This window comes from Azospirillum fermentarium, from assembly GCF_025961205.1.
Classification (GTDB): Bacteria; Pseudomonadota; Alphaproteobacteria; order Azospirillales; family Azospirillaceae; genus Azospirillum; species Azospirillum fermentarium.
Genome location: NZ_JAOQNH010000003.1, coordinates 333,087 through 359,686, shown reverse-complemented (window position 1 = coordinate 359,686; position 26,600 = coordinate 333,087). Strand labels below are relative to the sequence as shown.

Annotated in this window: 20 protein-coding genes; 9 read left to right on the top strand and 11 right to left on the bottom strand. The window is 70.0% G+C overall.

What is annotated here, in order from left to right; genetic code table 11:
* Nucleotides 1-33 precede the first annotated feature (33 nt).
* Complete coding sequence (locus M2352_RS21865) at nucleotides 34-2,187, bottom strand: RNA degradosome polyphosphate kinase (RefSeq protein WP_264666655.1); 2,154 nt, start codon at nucleotides 2,185-2,187, stop codon at nucleotides 34-36.
* 198 nt (nucleotides 2,188-2,385) lie between these two features.
* Here M2352_RS21865 and M2352_RS21860 point away from each other — a divergent pair, with 198 nt between their 5' ends.
* From M2352_RS21860 to M2352_RS21850, 3 genes are read left to right on the top strand one after another with little or no spacing between them, the layout of a single operon-like run.
* A complete protein-coding gene (locus M2352_RS21860; protein ID WP_264666654.1) occupies nucleotides 2,386-2,916 on the top strand; it encodes a SixA phosphatase family protein in 531 nt (176 codons plus the stop codon).
* 59 nt (nucleotides 2,917-2,975) lie between these two features.
* Nucleotides 2,976-4,586 carry a CYTH and CHAD domain-containing protein gene (locus tag M2352_RS21855; protein ID WP_264666653.1) on the top strand — a complete coding sequence of 537 codons (1,611 nt, stop codon included), beginning with the start codon at nucleotides 2,976-2,978 and terminating at the stop codon, nucleotides 4,584-4,586.
* Complete coding sequence (locus tag M2352_RS21850) at nucleotides 4,583-5,215, top strand: YitT family protein (protein ID WP_264666652.1); 633 nt, start codon at nucleotides 4,583-4,585, stop codon at nucleotides 5,213-5,215. The genes M2352_RS21855 and M2352_RS21850 overlap by 4 nt, the downstream gene beginning before the upstream one ends.
* Before the next feature lie 4 nt (nucleotides 5,216-5,219).
* Here the strand turns inward: M2352_RS21850 and M2352_RS21845 are convergent, their stop codons facing one another.
* The 4 genes from M2352_RS21845 to otnI form a co-directional block, all read right to left on the bottom strand.
* Nucleotides 5,220-5,798 (bottom strand): tyrosine phosphatase family protein, encoded by a 579-nt coding sequence (locus M2352_RS21845; RefSeq protein WP_264666651.1) that lies wholly within the window; start codon nucleotides 5,796-5,798, stop codon nucleotides 5,220-5,222.
* A 71-nt stretch (nucleotides 5,799-5,869) separates the two neighbouring features.
* Complete coding sequence (locus M2352_RS21840) at nucleotides 5,870-7,213, bottom strand: PQQ-dependent sugar dehydrogenase (RefSeq protein WP_264666650.1); 1,344 nt, start codon at nucleotides 7,211-7,213, stop codon at nucleotides 5,870-5,872.
* Nucleotides 7,214-7,304: 91 nt separating this feature from the next.
* Nucleotides 7,305-8,195: an aromatic amino acid exporter YddG gene (gene yddG, locus M2352_RS21835; RefSeq protein WP_264666649.1), complete on the bottom strand. Its 891-nt coding sequence runs from the start codon at nucleotides 8,193-8,195 to the stop codon at nucleotides 7,305-7,307.
* Nucleotides 8,196-8,303: 108 nt separating this feature from the next.
* Complete coding sequence (gene otnI / locus M2352_RS21830; RefSeq protein WP_264666648.1) at nucleotides 8,304-9,083, bottom strand: 2-oxo-tetronate isomerase; 780 nt, start codon at nucleotides 9,081-9,083, stop codon at nucleotides 8,304-8,306.
* A gap of 256 nt (nucleotides 9,084-9,339) precedes the next feature.
* Here otnI and M2352_RS21825 point away from each other — a divergent pair, with 256 nt between their 5' ends.
* Together M2352_RS21825 and M2352_RS21820 are read left to right on the top strand one after the other, a co-directional pair.
* Entirely contained in the window at nucleotides 9,340-9,864 is a 525-nt protein-coding gene (locus M2352_RS21825; RefSeq protein ID WP_264666647.1) for a PAS domain-containing protein, read from the top strand.
* Nucleotides 9,839-11,149, top strand: coding sequence for a methyl-accepting chemotaxis protein (locus M2352_RS21820; protein WP_264666646.1), 1,311 nt, complete (start codon nucleotides 9,839-9,841; stop codon nucleotides 11,147-11,149). Before M2352_RS21825 ends, M2352_RS21820 begins: the two co-directional genes overlap by 26 nt.
* A gap of 82 nt (nucleotides 11,150-11,231) precedes the next feature.
* Here M2352_RS21820 and M2352_RS21815 read toward each other — a convergent pair whose 3' ends face one another.
* The 6 genes from M2352_RS21815 to M2352_RS21790 all read right to left on the bottom strand — a co-directional run bounded on the left by M2352_RS21815 (nucleotide 11,232) and on the right by M2352_RS21790 (nucleotide 20,946).
* The gene (locus M2352_RS21815; RefSeq protein ID WP_264666645.1) at nucleotides 11,232-13,403 is read right to left on the bottom strand and encodes a calcium-binding protein; all 2,172 of its coding nucleotides are present in this window, start codon (nucleotides 13,401-13,403) and stop codon (nucleotides 11,232-11,234) included.
* Nucleotides 13,404-13,605: 202 nt separating this feature from the next.
* Nucleotides 13,606-14,964: an O-antigen ligase family protein gene (locus M2352_RS21810; RefSeq protein ID WP_264666644.1), complete on the bottom strand. Its 1,359-nt coding sequence runs from the start codon at nucleotides 14,962-14,964 to the stop codon at nucleotides 13,606-13,608.
* Nucleotides 14,961-16,043, bottom strand: a complete 1,083-nt coding sequence (locus tag M2352_RS21805) for a glycosyltransferase family 4 protein (RefSeq protein WP_264666643.1) — start codon at nucleotides 16,041-16,043, stop codon at nucleotides 14,961-14,963. The genes M2352_RS21810 and M2352_RS21805 overlap by 4 nt, the downstream gene beginning before the upstream one ends.
* On the bottom strand, nucleotides 16,033-17,370 hold the full coding sequence (locus M2352_RS21800) for a lipopolysaccharide biosynthesis protein (RefSeq protein ID WP_264666642.1): 1,338 nt from the start codon (nucleotides 17,368-17,370) through the stop codon (nucleotides 16,033-16,035). Before M2352_RS21800 ends, M2352_RS21805 begins: the two co-directional genes overlap by 11 nt.
* Before the next feature lie 21 nt (nucleotides 17,371-17,391).
* Nucleotides 17,392-18,582: a glycosyltransferase family 4 protein gene (locus tag M2352_RS21795; RefSeq protein WP_264666641.1), complete on the bottom strand. Its 1,191-nt coding sequence runs from the start codon at nucleotides 18,580-18,582 to the stop codon at nucleotides 17,392-17,394.
* Nucleotides 18,583-18,615: 33 nt separating this feature from the next.
* Entirely contained in the window at nucleotides 18,616-20,946 is a 2,331-nt protein-coding gene (locus M2352_RS21790) for a GumC family protein (protein ID WP_264666640.1), read from the bottom strand.
* Between the two features lie 984 nt (nucleotides 20,947-21,930).
* Here M2352_RS21790 and M2352_RS21785 point away from each other — a divergent pair.
* The 4 genes from M2352_RS21785 to M2352_RS21770 are packed head-to-tail and all read left to right on the top strand — an operon-like array spanning nucleotide 21,931 to nucleotide 26,597.
* A complete protein-coding gene (locus M2352_RS21785) occupies nucleotides 21,931-22,749 on the top strand; it encodes a WecB/TagA/CpsF family glycosyltransferase (RefSeq protein ID WP_264666639.1) in 819 nt (272 codons plus the stop codon).
* 35 nt (nucleotides 22,750-22,784) lie between these two features.
* A complete protein-coding gene (locus M2352_RS21780) occupies nucleotides 22,785-23,816 on the top strand; it encodes an NAD-dependent epimerase/dehydratase family protein (RefSeq protein ID WP_264666638.1) in 1,032 nt (343 codons plus the stop codon).
* Between the two features lie 36 nt (nucleotides 23,817-23,852).
* A complete protein-coding gene (locus M2352_RS21775) occupies nucleotides 23,853-25,301 on the top strand; it encodes a sugar transferase (RefSeq protein WP_264666637.1) in 1,449 nt (482 codons plus the stop codon).
* Between the two features lie 42 nt (nucleotides 25,302-25,343).
* The gene (locus M2352_RS21770; protein WP_264666636.1) at nucleotides 25,344-26,597 is read left to right on the top strand and encodes an acyltransferase family protein; all 1,254 of its coding nucleotides are present in this window, start codon (nucleotides 25,344-25,346) and stop codon (nucleotides 26,595-26,597) included.
* The last annotated feature ends 3 nt before the right edge of the window (nucleotides 26,598-26,600 follow it).

The following is a 26,600-nucleotide window of genomic DNA, read 5'->3' as shown; positions in this document are numbered from 1 at the left end:
AAACCTAACGAGTGTTCACCTACACGCAATTGCTTACGGTGTCACCGCCTTCATACGCAGGCGCGGCGGCGTGCGCTTGGCGGTCAGCGCCGACCCCCGGCCCGACAGGCTGGGGTTGGTCATGAAATAGTTGTGTGCGCTGAAGGCGTCACCCCGCGCACGGATGCGGCGGTACACCCCGTCGGGACCGAGGATCCAGGTGCTGGCCTGGTCCTTCAGGTTGGCGCTCATGATCTGGTCCAGCACCTGCTCGTGCACCGTCGGGTTTTCGATGGGCACCAGCGTTTCGATGCGGCGGTCCAGGTTGCGCGGCATCCAGTCGGCGGACGAGATGAAGATCTTGGCGTCCGGGTTGGGCAGTGCTGCCCCGTTGCCGAAGCAGATCACCCGCCCGTGCTCCAGGAAGCGTCCGACGATGGAGCGCACGGTGATGTTCTCCGACAGCCCCTTGATGCCGGGGCGCAGGCAGCAGATGCCGCGGATGATCAGCTCGATCTTCACCCCCTTCTGCGAGGCGGCATAGAGCTTGTCGATGATCTCCGGGTCCACCAGCGAATTCAGCTTCACCCAGATGTTGGCCGGGCGCCCGGCCTCCGCGTGGGCGATTTCGGCGTCGATCAGCTCCATCAGCCGCTTGCGCAGGGAGATGGGGGCGATGGCCAGCTTCTCCAGCACCTTGGGTGTGGCGTAGCCGGTCATGAAATTGAACATCACCGCCGCGTCATGGCACAGCGCGGGGTCGCAGGTGAAATAGGACAGGTCGGTGTAGATCTTGGCGGTGATCGGGTGATAGTTGCCGGTGCCGAAATGCACGTAGCTGCGCAGCGCCTTGTTCTCGCGCCGCACCACCAGCGACACCTTGGCGTGGGTCTTCAGGTCCACGAAGCCATAGACCACCTGGGCGCCGGCCCGTTCCAGATCGCGGGCCCAGCGGATGTTGGCCTCCTCGTCGAAGCGGGCCTTCAGCTCCACCAGCGCCGTCACCGACTTGCCGGCCTCCGCCGCTTCGATCAGGGCGGCGACGATGGGCGAATCCTTGGACGTGCGGTAGAGCGTCTGCTTGATCGCCACCACCTGCGGGTCGCGGGCGGCCTGACGGATGAACTGCACCACCACCTCGAAGCTTTCATAGGGGTGGTGGACCAGGATCTCCTTGTGCCGGATCGCCGCGAAGCAGTCGCCGCCGAAATCGCGGATGCGTTCGGGGAAACGGGCGTTGAACGGGCGGAACACCAGATCGGGCCGTTCATCGACGATGAGCTGCTTGGTGTCGTTCAGCCCGATCAGCCCGTCCAGCACGAACAGCTCGTCCGACGACACCCCCAGCTCGCCGCGCAGGAATTCGCGCAGGTCGGGGGCCATGCCGGTATCCACCTCCAACCGGATGACGCTGCCGCGGCGGCGGCGCTTCAGCGCGGTTTCGAAGGTGCGGACCAGATCCTCGGCCTCTTCCTCGATTTCGATTTCGCTGTCGCGCAGGATGCGGAACACCCCGTGGCCCTTCACCTGGAACGGTGTGGGGAACACGCGGTCGATGAACATCAGCACCGTCTTTTCCAACTGGATGAAGCGGGTGTCGCCACCCGGCAGCCGGATGAAACGGTCGAGCTGGGCCGGCAGCGGCAACAGCGCGTCCAGATGCGTGCCCCGGTTGGGATCGTGGAGCTGCAGCGCCAGCGAAAAACCCAGGTTGGGGATGAAGGGGAACGGGTGCGCCGGGTCCACCGCGATGGGGGTCAGGATGGGAAAGATGTCGTCGAGGAACCGCGCCTCCAGCCAGTCGCGCTCGCCGTCGGTCAGTTCGTCGGGGTTCACCACGGTGATGCCGTTCGCGGCCAATTCCTTGCGCACGCGGCGCCACGCCGCCTGCTGGTCGCTCATCAGCTCGATGATACGCTGGTTCACCGCCGAAAGCTGCTGGGCCGGCGTCAGGTTCTCCGCGCTGGGGGTCTTGATGCCCTGGCGCACCTGTCCCTTCAGGCCCGCGACGCGGACCATGTAGAACTCGTCCAGGTTGCTGGCCGAGATGGACAGGAAACGCAGCCGCTCCAGCAACGGATGGTCGGGGTTGGAGGCTTCTTCCAGAACCCGCTGGTTGAAGGCCAACCACGACAGTTCGCGGTTGATGAAGCGCTCCGGGGCGGCCGTTTCGATCGTAAGGGCTTCGCTGTCCTGAACGTCGGTCACTGGAGCCTCATCGTTGCTGCGAAATGGGATGGATTGCGGTAAACGGAGCGGGAGACTAACCCAACTCCGTTACAGTTTTGAGACGGTTCCTATAATCGCCTGTATCGGCCCCGTTTCAAGAGCGACAGCGTGAAACGGGGCTGCGACTTTTCCGCCTGAATCCACCCTTCGACCCCTTATTTTCCGCGGAACGGCCGAATGAAGACACTGCACCTGATGCGCCACGGCAAATCCTCGTGGGACGATGCCGCGCTCGACGATCACGACCGGCCCCTGGCCCCGCGGGGGATCAAGGCGGCGGCCCGCGTGGGCCGGCACCTGCGCGTGCGGGGAGTCCGGCCGGATCTGGTGCTGTGCTCAACCGCACGGCGGGCGGTGGACACGCTGGACATCGTGCTCGACGCCCTGCTGCCGGGGCGCGACGCCGCCACGGTGGCGGTGGAGCGGGAGCGCGGCCTGTACCTTGCCGGGGCGGGCGCGCTCCTGGCCCGGCTGCTGGCGGTGCCCGACGGCGTGGACACCGTGCTGCTGGTGGGGCACAACCCCGACCTGCACGATCTGGCCGTCGCCCTGGCGGCGGAAGGGGACGAGGCGGCGCTGCGGTCGCTGGCGGTGAAATTCCCCACCGCCGCCTGCGCCTCCATCCACATCGCGGCGGCACGGTGGGCCGATCTGGTGCCGGGTTCCGGCCGGCTGGAGGAGTTCGTGATCCCGCGCACGCTGGCGTGACGGACGCAACTGCGGTATCCAGGCAGGCCCCTCCCACCCAACGCATACCCGGAGCGGAGATGACGCCGGTGCCCACCGAACCGCCGAAACCCGCGGCCCGCAGCCCGGAGCGGGAGATCGAACTGAAGCTGCTGGCCGATCCGGCGGATCTGCCGCGCATCGCCGCCCTGCCGTCGCTGGTTCCGGGGCTGGACGCCGGGCCACCGCTCACCCGGCGCCAGCGCACGCTTTATTACGACACCCCGGCCCTGGACCTGATGGCCCGTGGCGTGGCCCTGCGCATCCGCATCGAAGAGGGACGGGCCGGACAGTCGCTGAAGACCCTGCCCGGCGGCACGGCGGGCGACTCGGCGGCGGTGGCGGTGCGGCGGGAATGGGACTGGCCTCTGCCCCTGGGCGCCAACGGGACCGCCGCACCCGACTTCGCGGTGATGGACGCCGACGGGGCGGGCGGGCTGGTGCCGGCGGACCTGCGCGCCGCCCTGGCGCCGGTGTTCGAAACCGACGTGACCCGCACCACCCGCCAGCTTCGCCCCGATCCCGTGTCGCTGGTGGAACTGGCGGTGGATCATGGTGCGGCCATCGCCGGGAACCGCCGCACCCCCATCAGCGAGGTGGAGTTGGAGCTGCAGGCCGGCGGCGTGGGCCGGCTGTTCGATCTGGCCTTGGCGTTGAACGCCGTGGTGCCGGTGCGCCTCGCCACCGTCAGCAAGGCGGAGATGGGCTATGCCCTGGTCACCGGGCGCCGCCCCGCCCCGGCCCTGCCCGAACCGCTGGCCCTGTCGCCCCTGACCACGGTGGCCGAGGCGTTCCGCCACATCGTGCGCCACGGGCTCCGGCTGTGGCTGGCGAACGAGGCGTGCGCGGTGGCCGGCGGCGATGCCGAGGGTCTGCACCAGATCCGCGTGGCGCTGCGCCGGCTCCGTCTGGCGCTGGACCTGTTCGGCGCCTGGGTCAACCCGCCGGAGCCGGTGACCAGGGATCTCCGCCGGCTGGCCAAGCGCCTGCAGCCCGCCCGCGCCTGGGACGTGGTGGAGGGAGCCGCCGTCACCCCGCTGGCCGCCCTGGCCCGCCCGCCCGAAGGGCTGGCCGCCCTGACCCACGCGGTCCACGCCCTGCGGCAGCCGGCGGTGGAAGAAGCCGCCGCCGCCCTGGACGGGCCGCAGACCACCCGCCTCGTCCTGACCCTGGCCGCGTGGCTGGAGGGGGGGCAGTGGCACGCCGGCGCCGCGGCCGACCGCCGAACGCCGCTGGACGCCCTCATGACCGGCACCGCCCCGGCGTGGCTGGGCCGGCTGCACGCCCGCAGCCTGAAAGCCGCCAAAGCCCTTGATCCCGCCGACGCCGGCAGCCGGGAAAAGCTGCGCCGCCGCCTGCGCCGGATGCGCACGGCGGTCGATTTCTTCCGCGGCCTGTTCTCCCCCGATGCCGTGCGCGCCTATGCCGGCCCGCTGGATCAGGCCATGGCGGTGCTGGACGCGCTGCACGACGCCGATGTGACGCGGGAGCGGCTGACCTATGACCGGCTCAACACCCGCCCGGCCCGGCATGCCCGCGACGCGGCGCGGCACCGGCTGGCGCAGGAGGACAAGCGCCGCCACGCCGCCCTGCCCGCGGCGGTGAAGGCGCTGCGCACAGCGCCCGTGTTCTGGGAACCCACCCCGCGATGACCGCCGCCGCCATGACCGACACCACCCCCAAGACCGAACGCCACCGGCTGTACGAAGACGCCTGGGCCATGATCCACGGCACGCTGTTCGTGGCGCTGGGGGTGGTGTTCTACACCCACGCCTCGCTGCTGTTCGGCAGTGCGGCGGGCATGGCGCTGCTGGTCAGCTACGTCACCGGGGCCAGCTTCGGCACGGTGTTCTTTCTCATCAACCTGCCGTTCTACGTGCTGGCGTGGCGGCGGATGGGGCGGGCGTTCACGCTGCGCACCTTTGCCGCGGTGACCATGGTGTCGGTGCTGTCGAAGCTGACCGGTCACTGGATCGGCTTCACCCACCTGGACCCGGTGTACGCCACCGTGCTGGGCGGGGGGCTGTGCGGCACCGGCCTGCTGATCCTGTTCCGTCACCGCACCGGACTGGGCGGCATCAACATCCTGGCCATGTACCTGCAGGAGCGCCACGGCATCCGCGCCGGCTATCTGCAGCTCGGCATCGATCTGGCGATCCTGGCCGCGGCCTTCTTCGTGCTGGCCCCCAGCCAGTTGCTGCTGTCGGTGGCGGGGGCCTGCATCATCAACCTGATCCTCGCCATCAACCACAAGCCCGGGCGGTATCTGGGGGTCAGTTGAGCCGTTACGGGGCGAACCAGTCCACTTCGCGTGCGCGGTGGTTTTCGCGCATGTAGGTCACGATGTCGGGGCGGGCCAGCCCGACCGCACGGTGACGGCGGCGCACGGCGTCGATCAGCGCGCCCTTCCGGCCCAGGGCGGCGTCGGCGTACTCGATCATCCGCAGGTTGGGCCACGTCTTGTCCCGGATGGCGGCCACCGCCGCCACCGCCTCATCCGCCGGGCGGTCGGGACGGGCCTGGGCCAGCAGCATGGTCAGCGCCGCGGTGGAGCGGGAAATCCCCATGTGGCAATGAACCAGCAGATGCCCGCACCCGCCCGGCTCCGCCATCAGGTCGCGCCCGAATCCGAGGATGGCCGCCACGTGGCCGGCGTCCGGCGGCACCTCGGCGGGCAGATCCTCGATGATGTCGTGGAAGCGCAGTTCCAGCCGCTCATGCTCCCCGAACGCGCCGAAGGCCGCCGGCTCCGGCTCTCCCGGATCAAGGATGGACAGGACGTGGGTGACCCCGGCGGCGCCGTGGCCGGACAGTTCCTCGATCCCGCAGACGGTGACGGCGAAAGGTACGAAGCGGCTGGTCATGGGATGCGTCCCTCTGATTCCGGTGCCCTCATCCAACGGGCAAAGGCGGGGAACGTCAAGGCCGGCGGCGTTCAGGGCACCCGTGCGGCGTTGGACTGCGCCGCCGCCGATACCCGCCAGATGCGGTTGCCCACGTCATCGGCCACCAGCAGGGCGCCGTCCTTGGCAACGGCCACCCCCACCGGACGGCCCAGGGCGTTGCCGTCGCCGTCGAGAAAACCGGTCAATACGTCAACCGGTTGACCCTGCGGCCTGCCGCCGGCGAAGGGAACGAAGATCACCTTGTAGCCGCTGGGCGGATCGCGGTTCCACGATCCGTGCTGGCCGACGAACAGACCGTTGCGGAACGGCGGCGGCAGCGCCGTTTCCCCGCCCCACGCCAGCCCCAGCGACGCGGTGTGCGGCCCCAGCGCGTAATCGGGCACCAGCGCCTTGGCCACCAGATCGGGGCGCGGCGGCGTCACCCGCCCGTCCACATGGTTTCCGTAATAGCTGTAGGGCCAGCCGTAGAAACCGCCGTCGCGCACCGCGGTCATATAATCGGGCACAAGGTCGCTGCCGATCTCGTCCCGTTCGTTGACCGCGGCCCACAGCGCCCCCGTCACCGGTTCCCACGCCATGCCGTTGGGGTTGCGCAGGCCGGTGGCGAACAGGCGCTGCGTCCCCCGGTCCAGGTCGATTTCCCAGATGGCCGCCCGCCCCTCCTCCACCGCCATGCCGTTTTCGGCCACATTGCTGTTGGAACCGACGGTGGCGTACAGCCGCCGCCCGTCCGGGCTGGCGATGATGGTCTTGGTCCAATGGTGGTTGATCGTCCCGGCGGGCAGGTCCGCCACCTTGGTGCCCGGTTCGGTGATGCGGGTCTGGCCGGGGGTGTAGGGAAAGCGCAGCACCGCGTCGGTGTTGGCGACGTACAGGTCCGGCCCCGCCAGCGCCATGCCGAAGGGGGAGTTCAACCCCTCCAGGAACACGCTGCGGCTGTCGGCCACCCCGTCGCCGTCGGTGTCGCGCAGCAGGGTGATGCGGTTGGCGCTGGGGGTCTTGGCCCCGGCCCGGCCCATCACCAGCCCCATGATCCAGCCCTTGATGCCCCCGGTGTCGTCGGGCTTGGGCGGGGCGTTGGTCTCCGCCACCAGAACGTCGCCGTTGGGCAGCACGAACAGCCAGCGCGGATGGTCGAGATCCGCGGCGAAGGCGGCGGCCCGCAGCCCCGCCGCCGGGGTGGGGGCCGCCCCGGCGGGCCAGCCGGTGGCCGTGGCGATCCTGACCGTGGGGAACAGCGTGGGGTTGGGCGGCGGCAGGACGGGTTCCGGCCCCGTCCCGGCGGCGACGGTCTGGGTCGCGCTGTCGCCGCACGCCGACAGGGTCAGAAGGACGGCAGCGGCGGCAAGCGCCGGGCTTGCGGTCAGGCGCATGGGTGGATACCCCGCGGGCGAGAGGGGACGCAATCCCCGTCTCAACATCGTCCCGGCCGGGTGGTTCCACCGCCCCTGCACCGGGGCCGGTTCAGCGGGCGCGCGGGCCGCGCACCATCTCGCGGCTGGACAGCAGCGACCCGGCGGTGATGACGGCGCAGGCCGCCCACACGCTCCAATGCCCCGACGCCAGCCCCCCGGCGATCAGCAGCAGCGTGGACAGGATGGGCGCGGCATAGGACAGGGTGCCCAGCGTGCGGATGTCGCCGTTGCGCACCCCGTGATCCCACAGAAAGAACGCCGATCCCGCCGGCCCCAGCCCGATGAACAGCAGCGCCGCCCAGCCCAGCGTGCTGTCGGGCCACACCGTCGGTTCCCACACCAGATGGCAGACCGCGGCCAGCACCGCGGTGACGAGGCAGAAGCCGGTGACCGCATCGTCGGTCCCGCCGGTGATCCGCCGCCGCAGCACCGAATAGACCGCCCAGGTGACCGCGGCGCCCAAGGCGGCGGCATAGCCGGTGACGTAACGCGTGTCGATGGCCAGCCCCTGCCCCTTGGTCACCAGCAGCACCGTGCCGGCCAGCCCCGCCAGCGCCCCCAGCACATGGCCCGGCGCCAACCGTTCCCCCGGAAGCGTGGCCGACAGCACCACGATCAGCAGCGGCCAGAGATAGTTGATCAGGCTGGCCTCCACCGGCGGGGCCGACTGCAAGGCCAGGAAATAGAGGGAATGGTAACCGAACAGCCCGCCGATCCCCACCGCCCACACCGCCGGGGGCTGGCGGAAGGCGCCCGCCGGGCTGCGCCCGCGGATCACGCTCCACCCCAGCCCCAGCGCCGCCGCCATGGCGAAGGAGCAGGCCACGAGCTGGAACGGCGGCACCGTTCCCGCCAGCGCCGTCACGGGCGCCAGGGACGACCAGATGAGAATGGCAAGCGCGCCGATGGCCGTGGCGCGGAGGGTGGAGGCGGAGGACATGGGATGGGAATCGCCGGCTGGGAAAAGGATGCGGGACGGCCCGCCTCCTACCACACCCGGCCCCGGCTGTCTCGCGCCCTTGCCCGTTGGGTCAGCCCTGCCTTCTCCTCATGGCCGGGCGGCGTAGGGGGCGAACCACCCCAGCCCGTCGCGGGTGGCTCCCCGTGGGCGGTATTCGCACCCGACGAACCCGCCGTAGCCCAGCCGGTCCAGTTCGGCGAACAGGAAGGGATGGTTCAGTTCCTCCCCATCCGGCTCGTGGCGCGACGGCACGCTGGCGATCTGGACGTGCCCGGTCAGCGGCAGGAGCCGGCGCAGCGCGCGGGTGACGTCGCCGTGCAGGATCTGACGGTGGTAGATGTCGAACTGCAGCCGCACATTGGCATGGCCGGCGGCGGCGATCACCGCCTCCGCCGCCGCGAAGCAATTGAGGAAATAGCCCGGCATGTCGCGGGTGTTGATCGGCTCCAGCAGCAGGTCCACCCCCGCCTCCCCCAGCCGTCCGGCGGCGTGGTCCACCGCCCGGCGGTAGGAGGCCGCCGCCGCCCCGTCGGACGGATCGGCGATGCCGGCCATCATGTGCAGCCGGCGGCAGCCGGTGGCGGCGGCATAGTCCAGCGCCCGCTCCACCCCGGCGCGGACATCGGCGAAACGGTCCGGCAGGGCGGCCACCCCCCGTTCCCCCGCCGCCCAGTTGCCGGGGGGCATGTTGAACAGCGCCTGGGTCAGCCCGCTGCGCTCCAGACGGGCGGCAACGGCTTCCGCCGGATGATCATAGGGGAAGAGGTATTCCACCGCCGTGAATCCCGCCTCCGCCGCCGCGTCGAAGCGGTCGAGGAAGTCCCATTCGGTGAACATCATGGTCAGGTTGGCGGCGAAGACGGGCACGGGCGATGGTCCTTGAGATCCGGGCGGGACGGGCATCATACCCCATGGCCCCACCCGCTCCCAGCGCGCCGGCGCTCTGTCGTTTAGCCGACAAACGGCACCGGTCTGGCGCATTCGCTACATCGGCAAATGTCCTCTAAAATTGATTGTTTCGTGTAAAATCTTGATTCCAAACAATCATGGTTATGGTGCGTTTTTTGCATATGCGAAGGCGGGCGGACGTGCAGGTCCGCCGCTGTTGTGAGAGGGCACGGCCATGGCCCGGACCGGAGTGAGCCTGAGTGGGATCGAGCGAACCTTTTCCCCGGACGAGATCATCGTCAGCAAGACCGACCTTCAGGGGCGGCTGACCTACGTCAACGACATCTTCCTGGATGTGGCGGGGTACAGCGAATCCGAACTGATCGGTCAGCCGCACAGCATCATCCGCCATCCCGGAATGCCGCAGGCGGTGTTCCGCCTGCTGTGGGCCACCATCCGCGAGGGGCGGGAGATCTTCGCCTATGTGAACAACCGGGCGAAGAACGGCGATCATTACTGGGTTCTGGCCCACATCACCCCCAACCACGCGGGTGACGGCAGCATCACCGGCTACCACTCCAACCGCCGGGTTCCGCGGCGCGACGCCATCGCGCGGGTGGAACCGCTGTACCGCCGCATGCGGCGGGCGGAAGAGGCGGCGTCCGGCGCCGACGCCGGCATGGCCGCGGCCACCGCGATCCTGAACGAAGCCCTGGCGCACGAGGGGATGAGCTATGACGAATTTGTCCTCAGTCTCTAATCTGTCGTCCATCGCCCGCGCCGGTGCCGCCGCGTGGGCCGGGGCCGGGCTGGTGGCGCTGCTGTCCGCCGGGCTCGCCGCGGCGGGGGACCATCCCGCCGCCGCCGCCACGCTGTTGCTGCTGATCCCCTCGGCGGTGACCATCGCGTCGCTGAAGCGCGCCAACGCCAGCATCGACAAGGCCATGCGCGCGTGCGCGGCCGCCGCGGGCGGCGACCTGTCGGTGCGGGTGATGGGCATCCGCGGCCACGGCAACATCGGCCAGATGCTGCGCAACGTGAACCGCCTGCTGGACCTGACGGAAGCCTTCTGCAAGGAGGCGGACGCGGCCATGCAGCACGCCAACGCCCGGCAGTATTACCGCAAGATCCTGCAAACCGGCCTGCGCGGCGATTTCGCCCGCCACGCCACCACCATCAACCGTTCGCTGGACCAGATGAAGGACCGCGACGCCGAGGCCATCCGCTTTGCCGAGGACAACGTCCATCACGTGCTGCTGAGCGTGAAGGCGGCGGTGGAACAGCTTCAGTCCAGCGCCCGCCAGTTGACCCGGAACGCCGCCAGTGCGGTGGAGGACGCCAACGGGGCCGCCTGCGGGGCGGAGCGCGCCTCGGTCAACGTGCAGGCGGTGGCGTCCGCCGCGGACCAGTTGATGTCGTCGTTCGACGCCATCAAGCAGCAGACCTCGGTCGCCACCTCCATCGCCACCGATGCGGTGGCCATGGCCAGCCGCACCAACAGCGCCGTGCATGAACTGGCCGAGGCCACGGCCCAGATCGGCAGCGTGGTGGCGCTCATTCAGGACATCGCGTCAAAGACCAACATGCTGGCGCTGAACGCCACCATCGAGGCCGCCCGCGCCGGGGCCGCCGGCAAGGGATTCGCCGTGGTGGCGACCGAGGTGAAATCCCTGGCCGACCAGACCGCGCGCGCCACCGGCGACATCGCCGCCCAGGTGGAACGCATCCGCCAGGTGGCCGAAGGGGCGGGCCGGGCCTTGCAGGAGATCACCGGCACCATCGGCCATATCGAGGAAACCTCGGCCACCATCGCCGGGGCGGTGCTGCAGCAGAACGCGGTGACCGAGGAGATCAGCCGCAACGTCACCGATGCCGCCGCCGGGACCGGGGCGGTCACCGCCTCCATCACCACCGTGCGGCAGGCGGCGGAACAGACCAACGGGGTGGCCGGCGACATCGGCACCGCCGCCGACGCGCTGTGCCGGCAGGCCGACGCGCTTCAGGAGCAGCTCACCGCCTTCATCACCCGCATCAAGGCCGCCTGAACCGCAAGGGCGGCATGCCGGGAAAAGGAGGGGGACGCGCGGCCCCCGCAGCGGCCGGTACGCCCCCTTCCCGGCCCCTCCATCACGCCATGGCGTCGGTCAGGATGATGTCGGTGTCGGCGTTGATGTGCGTCACCCCTTCCAGATGGAAGATGGGCACGAAGTCCAGGGGCACGTCCTGCCGCATCACCTCCACCGTCACACCGTCGTCGCTGTTGACGATGCGCAGGTTGTAGGCGAACAGCGACAGCAGGCCGCCCGAGATCTCCGCCACGAGGGGGCGCAGGTCCAGCCGGTCGATGCCGGACTGGAAATCCACCACCACGTCGCAGCCGTGGTCGAGCGAGGTGACGCGGAACACGTCGCGGCCCGCCCCGCCGATCAGCACATCATTGCCCGGCCCCCCGATCAGCAGGTCGTTGCCGCCCATGCCGTACAGCACATCGTCGCTGGCGCTGCCGGTCAGCACGTTGTCCATGTCGTTCCCGACGCCGACCGCCCCGTCGGCGCGCATCAGCTCCAGATTCTCCACATGGTCGGGCAGGCGGTAATAGCGCCCCCAGTTCTGCACGGTGTCGATGCCTTCGCCCGCCTTTTCGATCACCGTGTCCTGCATGCCGCCGACGTTGTAACGGTCGTCGCCCAGCCCGCCGCGCAGAGTGTTGTTGCCACCCTGGCCGTTCAGGTAATCGTGTCCGGGGGTGCCGGTCATGTCGTCGTCGCCCGCCGTCCCCTTCAGCCACACCGTGGACGGCTGCGACAGCGGCAGGGTGGCGGCGGAGCGGCTGCTGAGATCGTCGGACACCATGCGGATGTCCATCCATGCCAGCGCCGACGGATCCTGGTTCTGCAGGATCACCCGCTCGCCCCCGCCCAGTTCCAGAACGAGGCTGGTTCCGGCGGTCCAGGCCGTGGCCTTCACCTGATCGGCGGTGACGGAGCCGTACCCCTCCAGCCGCAGGATGTCGCCGGGGGCGAAGTCCTGGATGATGTCCTGCCCGCCGCCGTGGCGCACGACGAAGGTGTCGTTGCCCGCCCCGCCGGCCAGCAGGTCGTTGCCGGCCCCGCCGTCCAGGGTGTCGGCCCCGGCCCCGCCCAGGATCCGGTTGGCAAGCGCGTTGCCCAGCAGCAGCATCCCGGTGGCCGAGGTGCCGGTCAGGTTCTCCACGTGATTGGGCAGGTGATAGCCTTCCAGCGAGGTCAGAACGGTGTCGGTGCCCTCCCCCGCCAGTTCCAGCGGCATGTCGCGCAGGCGGTTGACGATGTAGGTGTCGTCACCCGACCCGCCGACCATGGTGTCGTCGCCGTTGCGCCCGTTGATCTGGTCGTTGATGGCGCTGCCGTGCAGCACGTCGTTGCCGTCGGTGCCGTCGATGTAGTTGATGGGCGAACCGGACGCCGGCGGCGCGGTGGGCAGCGTGTGCGGCGGCACCGGGGCCGGCGGCAGGGTGGCCGACCACAGGGCCTGAAGCTCCGCCGCCGTGCGGGCATAGGACGTGCCGGTCTGCTCGGGCGTGACGAAATACCCCTGCGGCGGGGTGCCGACCTTCATGTCGCCGGTGAACGGCATGGTGGGCCACGTGATGTCGTCGCCGGTGCGCACCGTGCCCCACGCCTTGGGCGGAAACACCGATTGCTGGGCGGCGTCCTGCCCCGGCCGCTGGTCCACCCACACGTTGTCCAGGGTGACGGGATAGGGCGGGCGGCCGTCGTTCATCCAGAAATTATAGAGGAAGGTGATGGGGTCGCCCCCCGGCAGATACTGCATCTGCACGTTCACCAGATCGACCGATTTGATCTCGTTCTGCGGATCGAGGAACAGGCCCTGGAAGTTGCTGCGCCCCACCACGTTGTACATGCGGATGTGCTGCAGATCCCCGTGGGGCTGGAAGACGTCGCCGTGGACGCCGTTGTACGATCCCGTCACATGGTCGATGAAGCTGTTCTGAAGCGTGAAGGTCCCTTCCGACCCCTTGGCGGCGAAGGCGGCGATGGCGTCGCGTTCGCCCACGTTGCGGTTATCGACGTGGACCCCTTCCACCCACACCTGACCGTGGATGTTGGTGAATTTCAAGGTCGCGGTGGCCGTGCCGCCGGCGGGAACGAAGTCACCGCCGGATAGGATGATGTTCCGCCCGCCGCTGATTTCCAGACGGTCGAGAGTGTAGGTTCCCGGCGGGGGAATAATCAGAACATCTTCGTTGTCGCCAAACTTAAACCATGTCTGTGTGCCCGTCTTGGAAAGATCAAGCACCGTATAACCGGGCGCCAAGGACGGAGGTGCCCAGCGAACCTCCATAGCAGCCGTCATTTTGACCTCTTTTGATGCCAGGGGACTGGCATAGAGTGACAAGAATGTCAGCAAGATTGCGCTGACCGTTGCCCTATAGAAAGAGGTGCAAAGATTAACGACACGGAAACGCTGGGAAGTCGTCATTTTTTCTTCCCCCCGAATGTCACGGGTTTCGGTGAAGAGAGGTTTTTTTGCCGGATGCGCGCCGGCCCAGGGCCGCCGACACCAGCGCCAGGAAGGTGAAGCCCCACACCGTGTGGTCGCCGCGCAGCAGCGAGCTTTCGGTGGCGTTGTGGATCAGGGCGAAGACCAGCACCGACACCGCCAGCGCGCCGCAGCCGGGGGACCGGCCCGCCGCCTCCAGCGCCAGCGCCCGCACCATGCCCGCCGCCACCCCGGCCAGCAGCAGCCCCAACCCGATGACGCCGGTGGTCAGCAGCAGGTCGAGATAGCCGTTGTGGGCCTGGTGCACCGCCCAGTTCAGGAAGGACGGCGACCAGCGCTCGATCACCCCCACCCCGCCGGTCAGCCACAGGGACTGATACCCCATGCCGGTCCAGGGGCGGTCTCCGACGAAGGGCCAGAGGAATCCCCACAGGTCGGTGCGCCCGGTCAGCGTGGCGTCGCCGAACAGGGCGGTCAGCACCGCCGCCGGTGTGACCAGATAAACCGCGAACCCGGCCAGGGCCGCCAGCACCAGCGCCAGCCACAGCCCCACGGCCACCGTCAGCGGCCCGGCCCGCGCCAGGGCGGTCAGCACCACCGCCGTGCCGCCGCTGACCAGCAGCGCGCCCATGGAGGTCTTGCTGTCGGTGCCGGCCAGGAAAGCCAGCCCCGCCAGCAGCACCAGCACCCGCAGACCCCGCCATTCGGGCAGAAAGCGCCCGGCGAAGAACCACACCAGGATCGCCAGCGCGCTGATGGCGCCCGCGGTGTTCTTGGACGCGTGCAGGCCGACGAAGGCGCCGGAATCCTCCCGCCCCAGGGACGGAACGAACACCGCCGACACAAGGTCGATGGCGATGATGCCGGCCAGCACCAGCGCCACCGGGCGCCACAGCTCCGCCGGCCGGCGCACCGCGGCGGCACCGATCAGGAACACCAGCGTCACCACCGTCAGCAGCAGCACCCGCTTCAGGCTGACCATGGGAAAGGCGGCCCAGCCGACGCTGGCCCACGACCACGCCAGCGCCGCGGTCACGAACGGCATGGACAGCGCCAGCCGCCGCACCCGGCCGTGCACCCACACCCCCAGGGGCACCGCCGCCAGCAGCAGCAGGGGCCAGACCACCTGACGGGGACCGTTGGCGACATCCTCCGCCCCCACCTGCACGCCGCCGCGCAAAAACGGGCCGCCGGGAACGAACAGCCCGTGCTGCAGGATGAAATAGCCGATGGCAAGCGCCACCAGCACCCGCCCCCACGGCACCGTCGAGGGCACGGCGGGCCCCGCGGCGGCGGGAAGCGCCCAGCCCCGGCCCCCCCCGTGGACCGTCCCATGGGCCGTCCCATGGGCCGTCATCGCCCCGCCCCCCGGCGGCACAGGCTGGCGTAGAAGTCCGCCAGCCGCCGCCCGCTCTCGCTCCAGTCCAGGGGGGTGAGGTCGGGATCCCCCCGCGCCGGGACCGCCGCCAGCGCGCGCTCCAGGGCTCCGGCGGTCAGGGGGCCGTCGAAGCACTGCACCCACGGATGCCCGGCCATGGCCCGCAGCTCGCCCATGGCGCCGAGGCCGGGCACCAGCACCGGGCGCCCGAAGGACAGCGCCAGGATGGCCGCCCCGGAATTCAGGATGTCCTGATAGGGCAGGACCACCAGATCGGCGGCGTTCAGCGGCACCTGCATGGCGTCGTCGGGCAGGAAGCCGAGGTCCAGGCGGATGCGCGGATCGTCCCCGGCCAGGGCGCGCAGCCGGTCCCCCAGCGCCGGGTCGTCGGCATGCCCCGCCACCACCAGCCGCAAGTCGGGATCGTCCAGCCCGCGCACGGCGGCGATCAGCTGGTCCACGTTCTTATAGGGCCGGATGCGCCCGACGAAGGCCGCCACCCGGTCCCGCGGGCCGAAGCCGTAGCGGGCGCGCGCCGCGTCCCGCCCGATGGTGTTGGGATAGACGCCGCGGAAATGCCCGTGGGGCACGACCCGCGACGGCAGCCGGCGGGACGCCGGGTGGCGGCGCCACAGCGGCGCTTCCGTCGCCTGGGACAGCAGCACCACACCGTCCAGCCGCGGCACCAGGAACCGCCACAGCCATTCCTCCAGCCGCGGGTGGGTGCGGTCATGGCCTTGCAGGTTGTGGACGGTCCACACGCACGCCACCCCCCGCGCCCGTGCCGCCAGCACCAGCAGCGCGAAGGCCCCCAGGCGGAGGGCCGCCACCGCCGGGTTGCGGCTGCGCACCGCCCCTTCGGGCCAATGCATGTGCCAGACGTCGGCCCGCCCGGCCAGCAGCCGCCAGGGGGAGAATTCGGCGACATCCATCCCCCGCTCGGCGACCGCCCGCCCCATCCGCTCGGTGTAGGGGTTCATCACCCCGCGGCGGTAGGGCCAGGACAGCAGGGTCAGGGGGCTTTGCCCGGACGAATCAACGGTCGGTTCAGCGGTCATGGCCGGGCGCTCCTGCCAGGATGGGGTGGGAAAGCCCGCCGGCCCGCCCCGCCGCCAGGACCGAGGGATCGACGCCGATGCTGGACAGCAGGCGGCGGCGCAGCGCCACGCACCACACCGCCGTGACGGCCAGGACCACCCCCGCCACCGCCGTCACCCCCGCCAGCGCCGCCGCCGGCACCAGCACCAGCGTCGCCGCCAGCAGCCCGGCCAGCAGGGGGAACACCGCGCGCTGCTGCCGGGTGATGGAGATCAGCATGAACACCGGCCCCGTCGCGGCGATCAGCCCGTGGGACAGGGCCAGCACCACCAGCGCCCCGTGGCCGGCGCGGAAATCCGCGCCGAACAGCCCCAGCAGCATGCCCCCGAACGGCACCGTCAGCAGGGCCGCCGCCAGCACCGGCCACACCCGCAGATGCACGCCCAGCCGCAGCAGCGCCTGCATCCCGCCATGATCCCCGTGCGCCACCAGGGCCGACAGCCGCGGCTCCAGCGTGGCGTTGACGGCATAGACCACGAAGCCCAGCACGCCGGCAAAGCGCACCGCGGCGTTAAGGTAGGCGACATCCGCCGCCGGCAGCACCAGCGCCGCCAGCACCACCACCAGATCCCCGTACAGGCCGGAGAACAGCAGCAGGATCGACAGCTCCACCCCCGTCCCGACCCAGTGGCGGGTGTCGTAGGCCGGCGCCACCCCGGCCAGCCGGCGGGCCACATGGCGGCGCAGCACCAGCCATTGCCCGAGCGCCGTCACCGCCACCACGGCGAAGAACACCGCCATCACCCCGGCGGCGTCCCACGCCACCCCCACCGCCACCCCGCCGGCCACCGCCGCCAGCACCAGCACCTGCCGCAGAAAGGCGGACGGCAGGAACGACAGGGTGAAGCGCGCGCAGCCATGGGCGTAGCCGCTGTCCAGCAGCAGCAGCGCCATGAACGGCACCGTCAGCGCGGCGAAGCCCCAGACGGCGAAACCATCCCCCCACGCCCACGCCAGCGCCAGCCCGGCGGCGGCCAGCAGCGGCCCGGCCACCGCCACCACCGCCCATCCCCGGCGGATGAAGCCCAGCGCCAGATCCCGCCGGCCCAGGGTTTCGTTCTGCACGATGAAGCGGGTGGAGCCGGCCTGATAGCCGGCGGTGGCGGCCAGCCCGGCCACCAGCACGGCGGACATGGCCGCCGACGCCAGCCCGGTTTCCGCCGCCCCCATGGTGCGGGCCATCAGCACCTGCAGCAGGAACACCGCCACCGTGCCCCCGGCCCGGATGGACAGCACCGACACGGCGCGCAGCCCATGCCCGATCAGCGCCCGGATATCGCCGCTCATGATGGGACCGTCCTTCCCGGCTCAGCCGTGCAGCGGCCAGCCCGCCGCCGGGGTGGGGTTGAAACGGCCCGCCCGTTCCAGCGCCTGAAGGATGCCGCCGCCGAAGTTGGCGGCCATGGCGTCCACCGTGCGCAGCCGCGCCGTCGCCAGCGCCCCGCGGCCAAGGTCCGCGCGCAGGGCGGCATCGCCCAGAACCGCCGCCACCGCGTCGGCGTAGAAATCCGGGTCCGCCGGCACGAACAGCCCGTTGCGGCGGTGTTCCAGGTAATCCACCTCGGGGCTGTGGTTGTGGAAATCGGCGGTCACCACCGGCAGCCCGGCGGCGAAGGCATCCAGGATCGACAGCCCGACGAAGGACGGCAGCAGGAACACGTGGCTGACCGCCAGCACCTCGGCCTTGTCCCGGCCATAGCGTGCCCCCAGCATCCTGATCCACGGGCGGGTCGCCGCCTGCTCCCGCAGCCAGCCTTCCAGCGGGCCGTTGCCCACCACGGCGAGCTGCAGGCCGGGCACGCGGCTGCGGGCGCGCTCGCAGGCTTCGACCAGGAACGGCAGCCCCTTGCCCTCGGTCAGGCGGGCGCAGAACACGGCGGTGGGGGCGTCGTCCAGCCCCAGCCGGCGGCGGGCGGATGCCCGGCCCGCATCGTCCAGGCCGGCGCACACCTCCGTCACCGCCGACACGTCGATGGCGTTCTGCACCACGGTGATGCGGTCGGCGGGATAGCCCATCCGCTCCACGATGCCCTTGACGGAATCGGTGTAGGCGAACCAGTGGTCGGCGCGGCGGGACAGGAACCGTTTCATCCCCCGGCGCCAGCGGGCCGGGGCCTGCTGCTGGAGATCGTCCCCGTGGCCCCACAGCGCCAGCCGCGGCCCGCCGCCCAGCGCCCGGCGGGCGAACAGCAGGGCGTTGAGCAGGGCCGAATTGGCCTGCTCCACCACCACCAGATCATAATCCCGCAGGCGGCGGAACAGCGGCTGGTAATAGATCATGCCGTGGAGATAGAGGTTGCGGGCAAAGACATGGCCCGCCACCTCGTGCCCGCTTTCCTGGAACGCCTCGTCGGGCCGCGCCTGCCCGCCGAAGACGGTCAGGTCCACCCCGCGGCGGGCCAGGAAGCCGGACAGCCCGTTGTAGAAGGCCACGCGGTAATGGGGAACGATGCGGTAGACGATGGCGGCCCGTGCCCGCGCCCCGGTCTGCGGTTCCATCGGCAACTCCTTGTCCAGTAAGGTCTTTCGGCGTCAGGGATGGGAGTAGTAGCGGCTGTGCCGGTGATAGAGGCCGCTGTCCCCGTACTCATAGGCCGCGTGCTCGCGCACATCGACCTGCAGCAGCGCCAGCCCGGCGATGTCCACGCCCGCGGCCTGCAGCTCGCCCAGTGCGGTGCGCACGGTGCCGGCGGGGGTGGACAGCCAGCGGGTGACGAACAGGCAGCGGTCGCTCAGGCCCGCGAAGACACGGGCGTCGGCCACCGGCATGCACGGCGGCATGTCCAGGAGGATGACGTCGTAGGACCGGCGGTAGCCGCCGATCAGATCCCCCAGCCGCTCCGCATGGCCCAGGTACATCGGCCCCCGCGTGTCCGCCGCCCCGGCCAGCCCGCCGGTCAGCACATGCACCCCCGTCACCGTGTCCACCGCCGGCTCCGGCATCAGCTCATCCAGCACCAGCGCGTTGCCGGTCATGGCCTCCGCCGCGGCGTGGAGGTCGTCGGACAGGCCGTAGCGGTTGGGCACGGCGAACAGCCCGTGCTGGGACGGCCCGCGCATGTCGGCGTCGATCACCAGCACGCGGAACCCGCTCATGGCCAGCAGGGTGGCCGATGCCGCCACCAGGGTCGATTTGCCCTCGTGCGGGCAGGCGGAGCAGACGCTGACCACCTGCGCGCCCATGTCGGGGCGCAGGGGGCCGATGGCGTTGCTGACGATGATGCGCACGGATTCGGCGAAGGCCGAGCGCGGGTGGCGCAACAGATCCTCCACCACCGCGCGGCCCGACAGACGGCGCGGCAGGGCCGGCGACAGCCCCAGGCCGCGCAGGCCGAAATTGGCCTCCACCTCGTCGGCACTGCGCAGGCCGGTGTGCAGCATCTCCCGCAGGGTGACGCCGGCCCCGGCCAGCCCCAGCGCCGCGATGCCGGCGAAGCCCAGCAGCAGGGCTGTGTTGGGGAACACCGGATCGGCGGCGGGCTGGGCGCGCGACACCATCCACGCCTCCGGCGGGGCCAGGGTTCCGGCGCTGGTTTCCTTAAAGCGCGTCAGGAAGGTGTTGTAGAGATCCTCGGTGCTCTTGGCCTCCCGCTCCAGGGTGGCGACGTCGGCGGTGGCGTCCTGCTGCTGGCGCAGTTCGCGCTGGTGATCCTCCGCCGAGGCGCGCAACGAGCCGGCGCGGTTTTCCAGCGCCGCCTCGTCGGCGCGGGCATCGGCCACCAGCCGCCGCGCCTCGTCCGCCAGGGACGCGCGGGTGGAACGGATCTGTGCGGCGATGGCCGTCACCGACGGGTGCAGGGGCCCGAGGCGCCCCGACCGGTCGGCCAGGTCGCGCTGAAGGTCCACCAGCCGCAGCCGGATCGCCTGCATGGTCTCCGACCGCGCCATGTCGGCCAGCGGCTCCAGCCGTCCGGCGTCCAGCAGGGTTTCAAGCTGGGCACGGCGGCTGCGGGCGGCGGTCAGGTCGGCCTCGGTCACCGCCAGCGTGCGGTTGATGTCCAGCAACTGGTCGCGCAGGAGTTGCTGGTCCACGCCCGCGGTGCTCTGGGCCGCGGTCATGCGGTCGGTGTAGGCTTTCTGGGCCTTGGCCGCTTCGGCGCGCAGTTCCTGGGCGCGCTGGCGCAGCCAGCCGTTGGCCCGTTCGGTCTCGCGGATGCGGCCCGTGCTCTGCTGGGCCAGATAGGCATCGACCACCGCGTTGGCGACGGCGGCGGCCAGATCGGGGTCGCGGGCGGTGAAGCTGACGCCGATCACCCGCGACCGGCCCACGGGCCGCACCTCCAGCGCCTTGGCGAAGCGCTGGAGCATGATCAGCTCGTCCCGGCGGCTGTCCCGCTCGGGCGAGGGCGGGTCATCGCCGCCCAGCGTGCTGCGCGCCCACGCCGCCGCCGCACCGATGCCAGCCTTCAGTTGGGTCAGGGGGGAGCCGGGGTCATCCGGGCCGGCGGCATCCTGCTGCCGTTCCACCGCCGGGTTGAATTCGGGGGACCGGTCAACCCCGGTGGCGGCGATCACCGTGCGGGCCAGATCCTGGGACAGCATCACCTGGATCTCGCTTTCCACCGCCAGTTCGTCGGGACGGAACGGGGTGACCACCTGGGGAATGTCGATGACGGTGTGCTGGCGCGGGTCGAGCATCACCGTGGCCGAGGACTGGAAGCGGGGCGGTACCTTCTGCACGATGACGAAGGCCGCCGCCACCGCCGCCACCATCGCCCCGCCCAGCAGCAGCCGGCGGCGCCAGTAGAGCCGGGCCAGCCGGCGCAGCCACGATGCCGCCGCGGCATCGCCCGCCGGCTCCGCGGCAGGGCGGCGGCGGCGGAAAACGGATGGGGGCGCGGACGGTCGGTGGGCCGGCAACATGCACAACTCCAAGCCTGTCGCGGGGAAAGGGGGAAGCGGCTTCCCACGCCCGGCCCCAGCAGGGAACAGGGGGAGTGATCCGGGCCACGCCGGACGATGACGGGAAGACGCTACCCCGAAACTGGTAGCAAACACCGCTCCATGTTGCATGTGCGAATAAGCATGAGGGGCACGCACAGGCGGTACTTCTCTTTGCCCGGCAAAGAAATGGAACCAATTTTCAAACGGTTCCGCCTGTGCTTTCCTTCCGCCTTTGGAGCTCCCGCTCCCTTTTCCTCATTCCCGCGCCGTCAACCCCGTGGCGTGCGCACCGTCCGGCTGAGTCGCAGCTCTTTAAGAAGAAGCAGGAGCGATGCCGTAAAGCGGATCATCCACCCAAGTCATCATCCCCGAAAACAGCGTTCCGCTTACAGGCGAAAGAGAATCTCATGACAAAACATAAGCACGGCTGAAAAAGCGCAAGGAACGGTAAGCGCCATCGGCGCCCGGGATGGACGCCGCATGGGGTACCACCGTCACCCCCCTTACGCTCTGGTTATCCCATTCCCATTCAGGGAATTCGTCGTGTTAGCCCCAAGAGAGTGGCGGCCGATTTCGGAAATAAGAATGGCGAAAACGAGAAAAACCAACGAAATCAATGGGATATATCACGACAAATTTTGGGGGAAACCCCCTTTATTTCAGATGACCCAGCCAAAAATGCTTAAGCTCCACTGAGAGAAAACCAATTTTTCTTTTGACATCCATTATTTCAGGGGATTTTCCCGCGGCGGCACTACACCAAAAGCCCGTCTGGCTTTACCGCCCAAGCGGTGCTGAGATGGCCGCGCCACTTTCGCAAACGCGAACAAAAACAGCAAACACACCCTTATAGAACCAGGAAATCTCACTCGTATTTCTTGGTTTTATTTACGGACAATCAAAGCCCATTCAATCCGGCTTATCCCATCCCACGCCCGCCGACAGCATGGCAAAGGGGGCTGCATGACCGTTGCCGACATCCGGCCCACCTCTTTTTCCGCACCGCCAAAGACCGATATCCCACGGGTCGATGTGCTGGGCGTGGGCGTCAGCGCCATCAATCTGGACGACGCCGTGTCCACCATCCGCACCTGGGTCGCCGGGGGGCGGCGGTCGTACGTCTGCGTCACCGGCGTCCACGGGGTGATGGAAAGCCAGGACGACCCGGCCCTGCGCGACATCCACAACCGCGCCGGGCTGGTGACACCCGACGGAATGCCCCTGGTCTGGCTGCTGAAGCACGCCGGCCACCGCGGGGCCGACCGGGTGTACGGCCCCGACCTGATGGCGGCGGTGTTCGCCGATACGGACACCGGGGACGGCCCCGCCCATTTTCTCTACGGCTCGACGCCCGAGGTTCTGGAGCGGTTGTCCCGCAATCTCCAGGCCCGCTTCCCCGGCTGCCGCATCGCCGGCACCTTTTCCCCGCCCTTCCGCCCCCTGACGGACGCGGAGGAGGCGGAGGTGGCCGCCCGCATCAACGCCAGCGGCGCCGGCATCGTGTGGGTCGGGCTCAGCACACCGAAGCAGGAGCGCTGGATGGCCGCGCACCGGCCGCACCTCACCGCCCCGGTTCTGGTGGGGGTGGGGGCGGCGTTCGATTTCCACGCCGGGCTGAAACGGCAGGCGCCGCGCGTCATCCAGCGCAGCGGCTTCGAATGGCTGTTCCGGCTGGCGACCGAACCCCGGCGGCTGTGGCGCCGCTACGCCACCAACAACCCGCGCTTCGTGGTGCGCATCGCGGGCCAGCTTCTGCGCCGGCCCCGCCCACCCGCGGCGTGACCGCCCCCTTTCCTTCTGGCTTTTTCGGAGGACCGATGAACACGAACGACACGATTCTGGTGACCGGAGCCGGCGGCTTCATCGGCGGCCACCTGGTGGCCGACCTGCGGCGCCGGGGCTTCACCCGCATCCGCGCCGTGGACTGGAAGGACATCGCCGACTGGTACCAGTTCTTTCCCGACGTGGAGAACTACCAGCGCGACCTGAAGGACGCCCGCAACTGCCACGAGGTCACCGAAGGAGCCGACTACGTGTTCAATCTGGCCGCCGACATGGGCGGCATGGGCTTCATCGAAACCCACAAGGCCGATTGCATGCTCTCCGTCCTCATCAGCACGCACATGCTGCTGGCGGCGCGGGACTGCGGGGTGAAACGGTTCCTCTACACCTCCTCGGCCTGCGTCTATGCCGCCGACAAGCAGACCGACGCCCATGTGACGGCGCTGACGGAGAGCGACGCCTATCCCGCCATGCCCGAGGACGGGTACGGCTGGGAAAAGCTGTTCAGCGAGCGGATGTGCCGCCACTTTTCCGAGGATTTCGGGCTGGAGACGCGCTGCGTGCGCTATCACAACGTCTATGGCCCCATCGGAACCTATGACGGAGGCCGGGAAAAGGCGCCGGCCGCCATTTGCCGCAAGGTGATCCAGGCCAAGCTGTCGGGCCGTCACGCGATCGAGATCTGGGGCGACGGCGAACAGACCCGCAGCTTCATGTACATCGACGATTGCCTGCACGGCACGCGGATGATCATGGACGGCGGTTTTTCCGATCCCATCAACCTGGGCAGCGACCAGCTCGTCACCATCAACCAGTTGGTGGACATCGCCGAGGCGATCGCCGGCATCCGGCTGGAACGCCGCTACAACCCGGACGCGCCCAAGGGGGTGCGCGGGCGGAACAGCGACAACACCCTGATCCGCACCGTGTTCGGCTGGGCGCCGTCGGTCCGGCTGGAAGACGGGCTGGAGCGGACCTACCGCTGGATTTACGACCAGATGACCGGCAATGCCGCTCCGGCCACGCTCCGCGACCGTCCGCGGATGGTGGCGGCCGGTGGGCGGTAGAGGCACGGGCCCGCATGCGTGAAGGAGGGATGGGCCATGCGTCTTGCCTTTGCCGGCGGCCCGCGCGCCGCCCCGACCGCCGGGCACGCCCTGGCCCCGTCCCGCACCGGTTCGGTGGCCGGGATGGCGGCGGCGGGTGAATTCGCCCTTCTGCTTCTGGTGGCCCTGCTGTTCCAGGCCATCGGCGATGGCCCGGACGACGGGGGCCGTCCGCCGGCGGCGTTTCTGGTGACGGCGGTGTCGGGGGCGCTGGTGATCGTCTTCGCCAACGGGATGGCCGGGCTTTACAGCCGTCCCGTCCTGTTCGACGCCCGCCGCCGCCGGGGGCGTCTGGCCGCGGCGGCGGCGCTGGCCACCATGGTGGTGATGTTCGGAACCCTGCTGCGCGGCGGGGGGCCGTTGGCCCCGGTGCCGCTGTCCCTGTGGTGCGTGGTCAGCATGGGGCTGCTGCTGGGCAACCGCTGGCTCCTGTCCGGGTGGCTGCAGCGACAGGCGGCGGCGGGGCGCTTCCGCCGCAACGTTCTGGTGGCCGGCAGCCCCGACGGCCTCGCCCCCTTCGCCCAGACCGGGGACGGGGACGGCGGCGTCACCCTGGTCGGGGTGGTGTGCGGCGACGGGAAGGCCGGCGATGGAAAGACCGGGGTGGCTCCGGCCCGTCTGGGCGGGGTTCCGGTGCTGGGCGGCGTGGACGATCTGTGGCGCATCGCCCGCGACCACGGGGTGACCGATGTGGTGGTGGCGCCGCCGTGGAGCGATGCCGCCGCCGTATGGCGCACGGTGCGGGCGGCGGGCATGGCCCCGGTGGACGTGCATCTGCTGCTGGGACCGGCCCCCGGTGGCGGCGCCATGCTGGTGGAGGTGGCGCGCAACCCCGCCCGCGGCTGGACCGCCGCGGTCAAGCGGGGACAGGACGTGGTTCTGGCCGGCTTGCTGCTGGCGCTGCTGGGTCCGCTGATGGCGCTGATCGCGGCGGCGGTGCGGCTGGACAGCGCCGGCCCGGTGCTGTTCCGCCAGCAGCGCACCGGCTACAACAACCGGCCCTTCGCGGTGCTGAAGTTCCGCACCATGCATGTGGAGCGCGGCGATGCCAGCGGAACGCAGCGCACGGTCCGCAACGATCCGCGGGTGACCCGGCTGGGCCGCTTCCTGCGCCGGACCAGCCTGGACGAACTGCCCCAACTGTTCAACGTCCTGCGTGGCGAGATGGCGCTGGTGGGGCCGCGGGCGCACCCGGTGGGCATGCTGGCCGGCGACATGCCCTATGAGCAGGCGGTGGCCGATTACGCCGCGCGCCACCGGGTGCGCCCCGGCATCACCGGGCTGGCCCAGATCAACGGGCTGCGGGGGGAGGTCGATACGGTGGAAAAGGGCCGGCGGCGGGTGGCCTATGACCTGCTCTACATCGACACCCTGTCGTGGTGGCTGGACGTGAAGATTCTGGCGCTCACGCCGCTCTGCCTTGTGAAAGGCGACAACGCCTATTGACCGCGACCATGAAAACGAAACCATAAAAAGGAGGGACTGGCCGTGAGGGAAACCGCGCCGTCCGCGATGGACGAATCCTTTTCCCTGTGGCTCGATGCCTTCCGCTGGGTGGCGGCCCTGTGCGTGGTCATCACCCATACCGGCAACCGGCTGCTGACCAACATCAACGACATCGACCTGCCTCAGCGCACGGTGGTCCACTACGGTTTCACCTTCCTGACCGGCTTCGCGCATCAGGCGGTGATGGTGTTCTTCGTGCTCAGCGGCTTTCTGGTGGGCGGAAGCCTGATGCGGGAATGGCAGCGCACCGGCACCGTGAACCTTCCCCTCTATCTGATGAAACGGCTGGTCCGGCTGTGGGTGGTGCTGCTGCCGGCGCTGGTGCTGGTCATCGCGGCCAACGCCGCCGCCCTGTGGCTGTTCGACGCCCAGAGCTACGGGATCTTCCAGACCCAGGATCTGCTGGGCCGCATGGCGCCGGGGGCCTTTGCCTGCAACGCGCTGTTCTTGCAGACGGTGGCCTGCTGGGAATATGGGCGCAACGCCGCGCTGTGGTCGCTGTCCAATGAATTCTGGTATTACGTGGCCTTCCCCATGCTGGTGATGGGGGTGCTGCCCGGACGGTCGGGGCGGCGGAACCGCGCGCTGCTGCTCCTGATGGCCGGGCTGCTGGCGGTGCTGACGGCGTTCCAGTTCACCGGGGCGTGGATCGGCCCGTACTTCATCATCTGGCTGGCGGGGGTGTATGTGGCGGTGGCCCGCCGCCCGCCCGTGCCCCTGCGCCCCTGGACGGCGGGCGTGGTGTTCCTGGCCTTTCTGGTGGCGACGCGCCTTGCCATCCGGCGGGAGGTGTTCGAGGGCAGCGCCCTGTTCACACTGGGCTACGATCTGGTGGTGATGGCGCTGTTCGCCAACCTGCTTCTGTGCCTGAAGACGGCGCCCGGCCTGCCGCCGCCGCCGCTGGGGCGGCTCAACACCCGCTTTGCCGGGGTCTCCTTTTCCCTCTACTGCATCCACACGCCGATCCTGACCCTGTTCGCCGCCGCGGCCATGCATTGGCTGGGCGTGGGTTGGCAGATGGTGCCGCGGGGGGCGGAAAGCTGGGTGCTTATCCTCGCGGCCATGGCTCTGTGCATCGGGTCGGCCTTCGCCTTCGCCCACGTCACCGAACGCCGGACCGACGCGGTGCGGCGCGCGGTGCAGCGGCTGCTGGCCCCCGCCCGCCCCCCTGCGGCTCCACCTCCCTATGCCGACAAGGTGATGTGCCCGCGGTACGGTGCCGGAACGGATGCCTGACGC

Excerpts from the sequence above, each read along its gene's own strand:
- M2352_RS21840 (WP_264666650.1), bottom strand. The coding sequence starts at position 7,213 with ATGCGCCTGACCGCAAGCCCGGCGCTTGCCGCCGCTGCCGTCCTTCTG.
- M2352_RS21775 (WP_264666637.1), top strand. The coding sequence starts at position 23,853 with ATGCGTCTTGCCTTTGCCGGCGGCCCGCGCGCCGCCCCGACCGCCGGG.
- M2352_RS21860 (WP_264666654.1), top strand. The coding sequence starts at position 2,386 with ATGAAGACACTGCACCTGATGCGCCACGGCAAATCCTCGTGGGACGAT.
- M2352_RS21805 (WP_264666643.1), bottom strand. The coding sequence starts at position 16,043 with ATGACCGCTGAACCGACCGTTGATTCGTCCGGGCAAAGCCCCCTGACC.
- M2352_RS21785 (WP_264666639.1), top strand. The coding sequence starts at position 21,931 with ATGACCGTTGCCGACATCCGGCCCACCTCTTTTTCCGCACCGCCAAAG.
- M2352_RS21780 (WP_264666638.1), top strand. The coding sequence starts at position 22,785 with ATGAACACGAACGACACGATTCTGGTGACCGGAGCCGGCGGCTTCATC.
- M2352_RS21820 (WP_264666646.1), top strand. The coding sequence starts at position 9,839 with ATGACGAATTTGTCCTCAGTCTCTAATCTGTCGTCCATCGCCCGCGCC.
- yddG (WP_264666649.1), bottom strand. The coding sequence starts at position 8,195 with ATGTCCTCCGCCTCCACCCTCCGCGCCACGGCCATCGGCGCGCTTGCC.
- M2352_RS21855 (WP_264666653.1), top strand. The coding sequence starts at position 2,976 with ATGACGCCGGTGCCCACCGAACCGCCGAAACCCGCGGCCCGCAGCCCG.
- M2352_RS21850 (WP_264666652.1), top strand. The coding sequence starts at position 4,583 with ATGACCGCCGCCGCCATGACCGACACCACCCCCAAGACCGAACGCCAC.
- M2352_RS21845 (WP_264666651.1), bottom strand. The coding sequence starts at position 5,798 with ATGACCAGCCGCTTCGTACCTTTCGCCGTCACCGTCTGCGGGATCGAG.
- M2352_RS21795 (WP_264666641.1), bottom strand. The coding sequence starts at position 18,582 with ATGGAACCGCAGACCGGGGCGCGGGCACGGGCCGCCATCGTCTACCGC.
- M2352_RS21790 (WP_264666640.1), bottom strand. The coding sequence starts at position 20,946 with ATGTTGCCGGCCCACCGACCGTCCGCGCCCCCATCCGTTTTCCGCCGC.
- M2352_RS21810 (WP_264666644.1), bottom strand. The coding sequence starts at position 14,964 with ATGACGGCCCATGGGACGGCCCATGGGACGGTCCACGGGGGGGGCCGG.
- M2352_RS21800 (WP_264666642.1), bottom strand. The coding sequence starts at position 17,370 with ATGAGCGGCGATATCCGGGCGCTGATCGGGCATGGGCTGCGCGCCGTG.
- M2352_RS21825 (WP_264666647.1), top strand. The coding sequence starts at position 9,340 with ATGGCCCGGACCGGAGTGAGCCTGAGTGGGATCGAGCGAACCTTTTCC.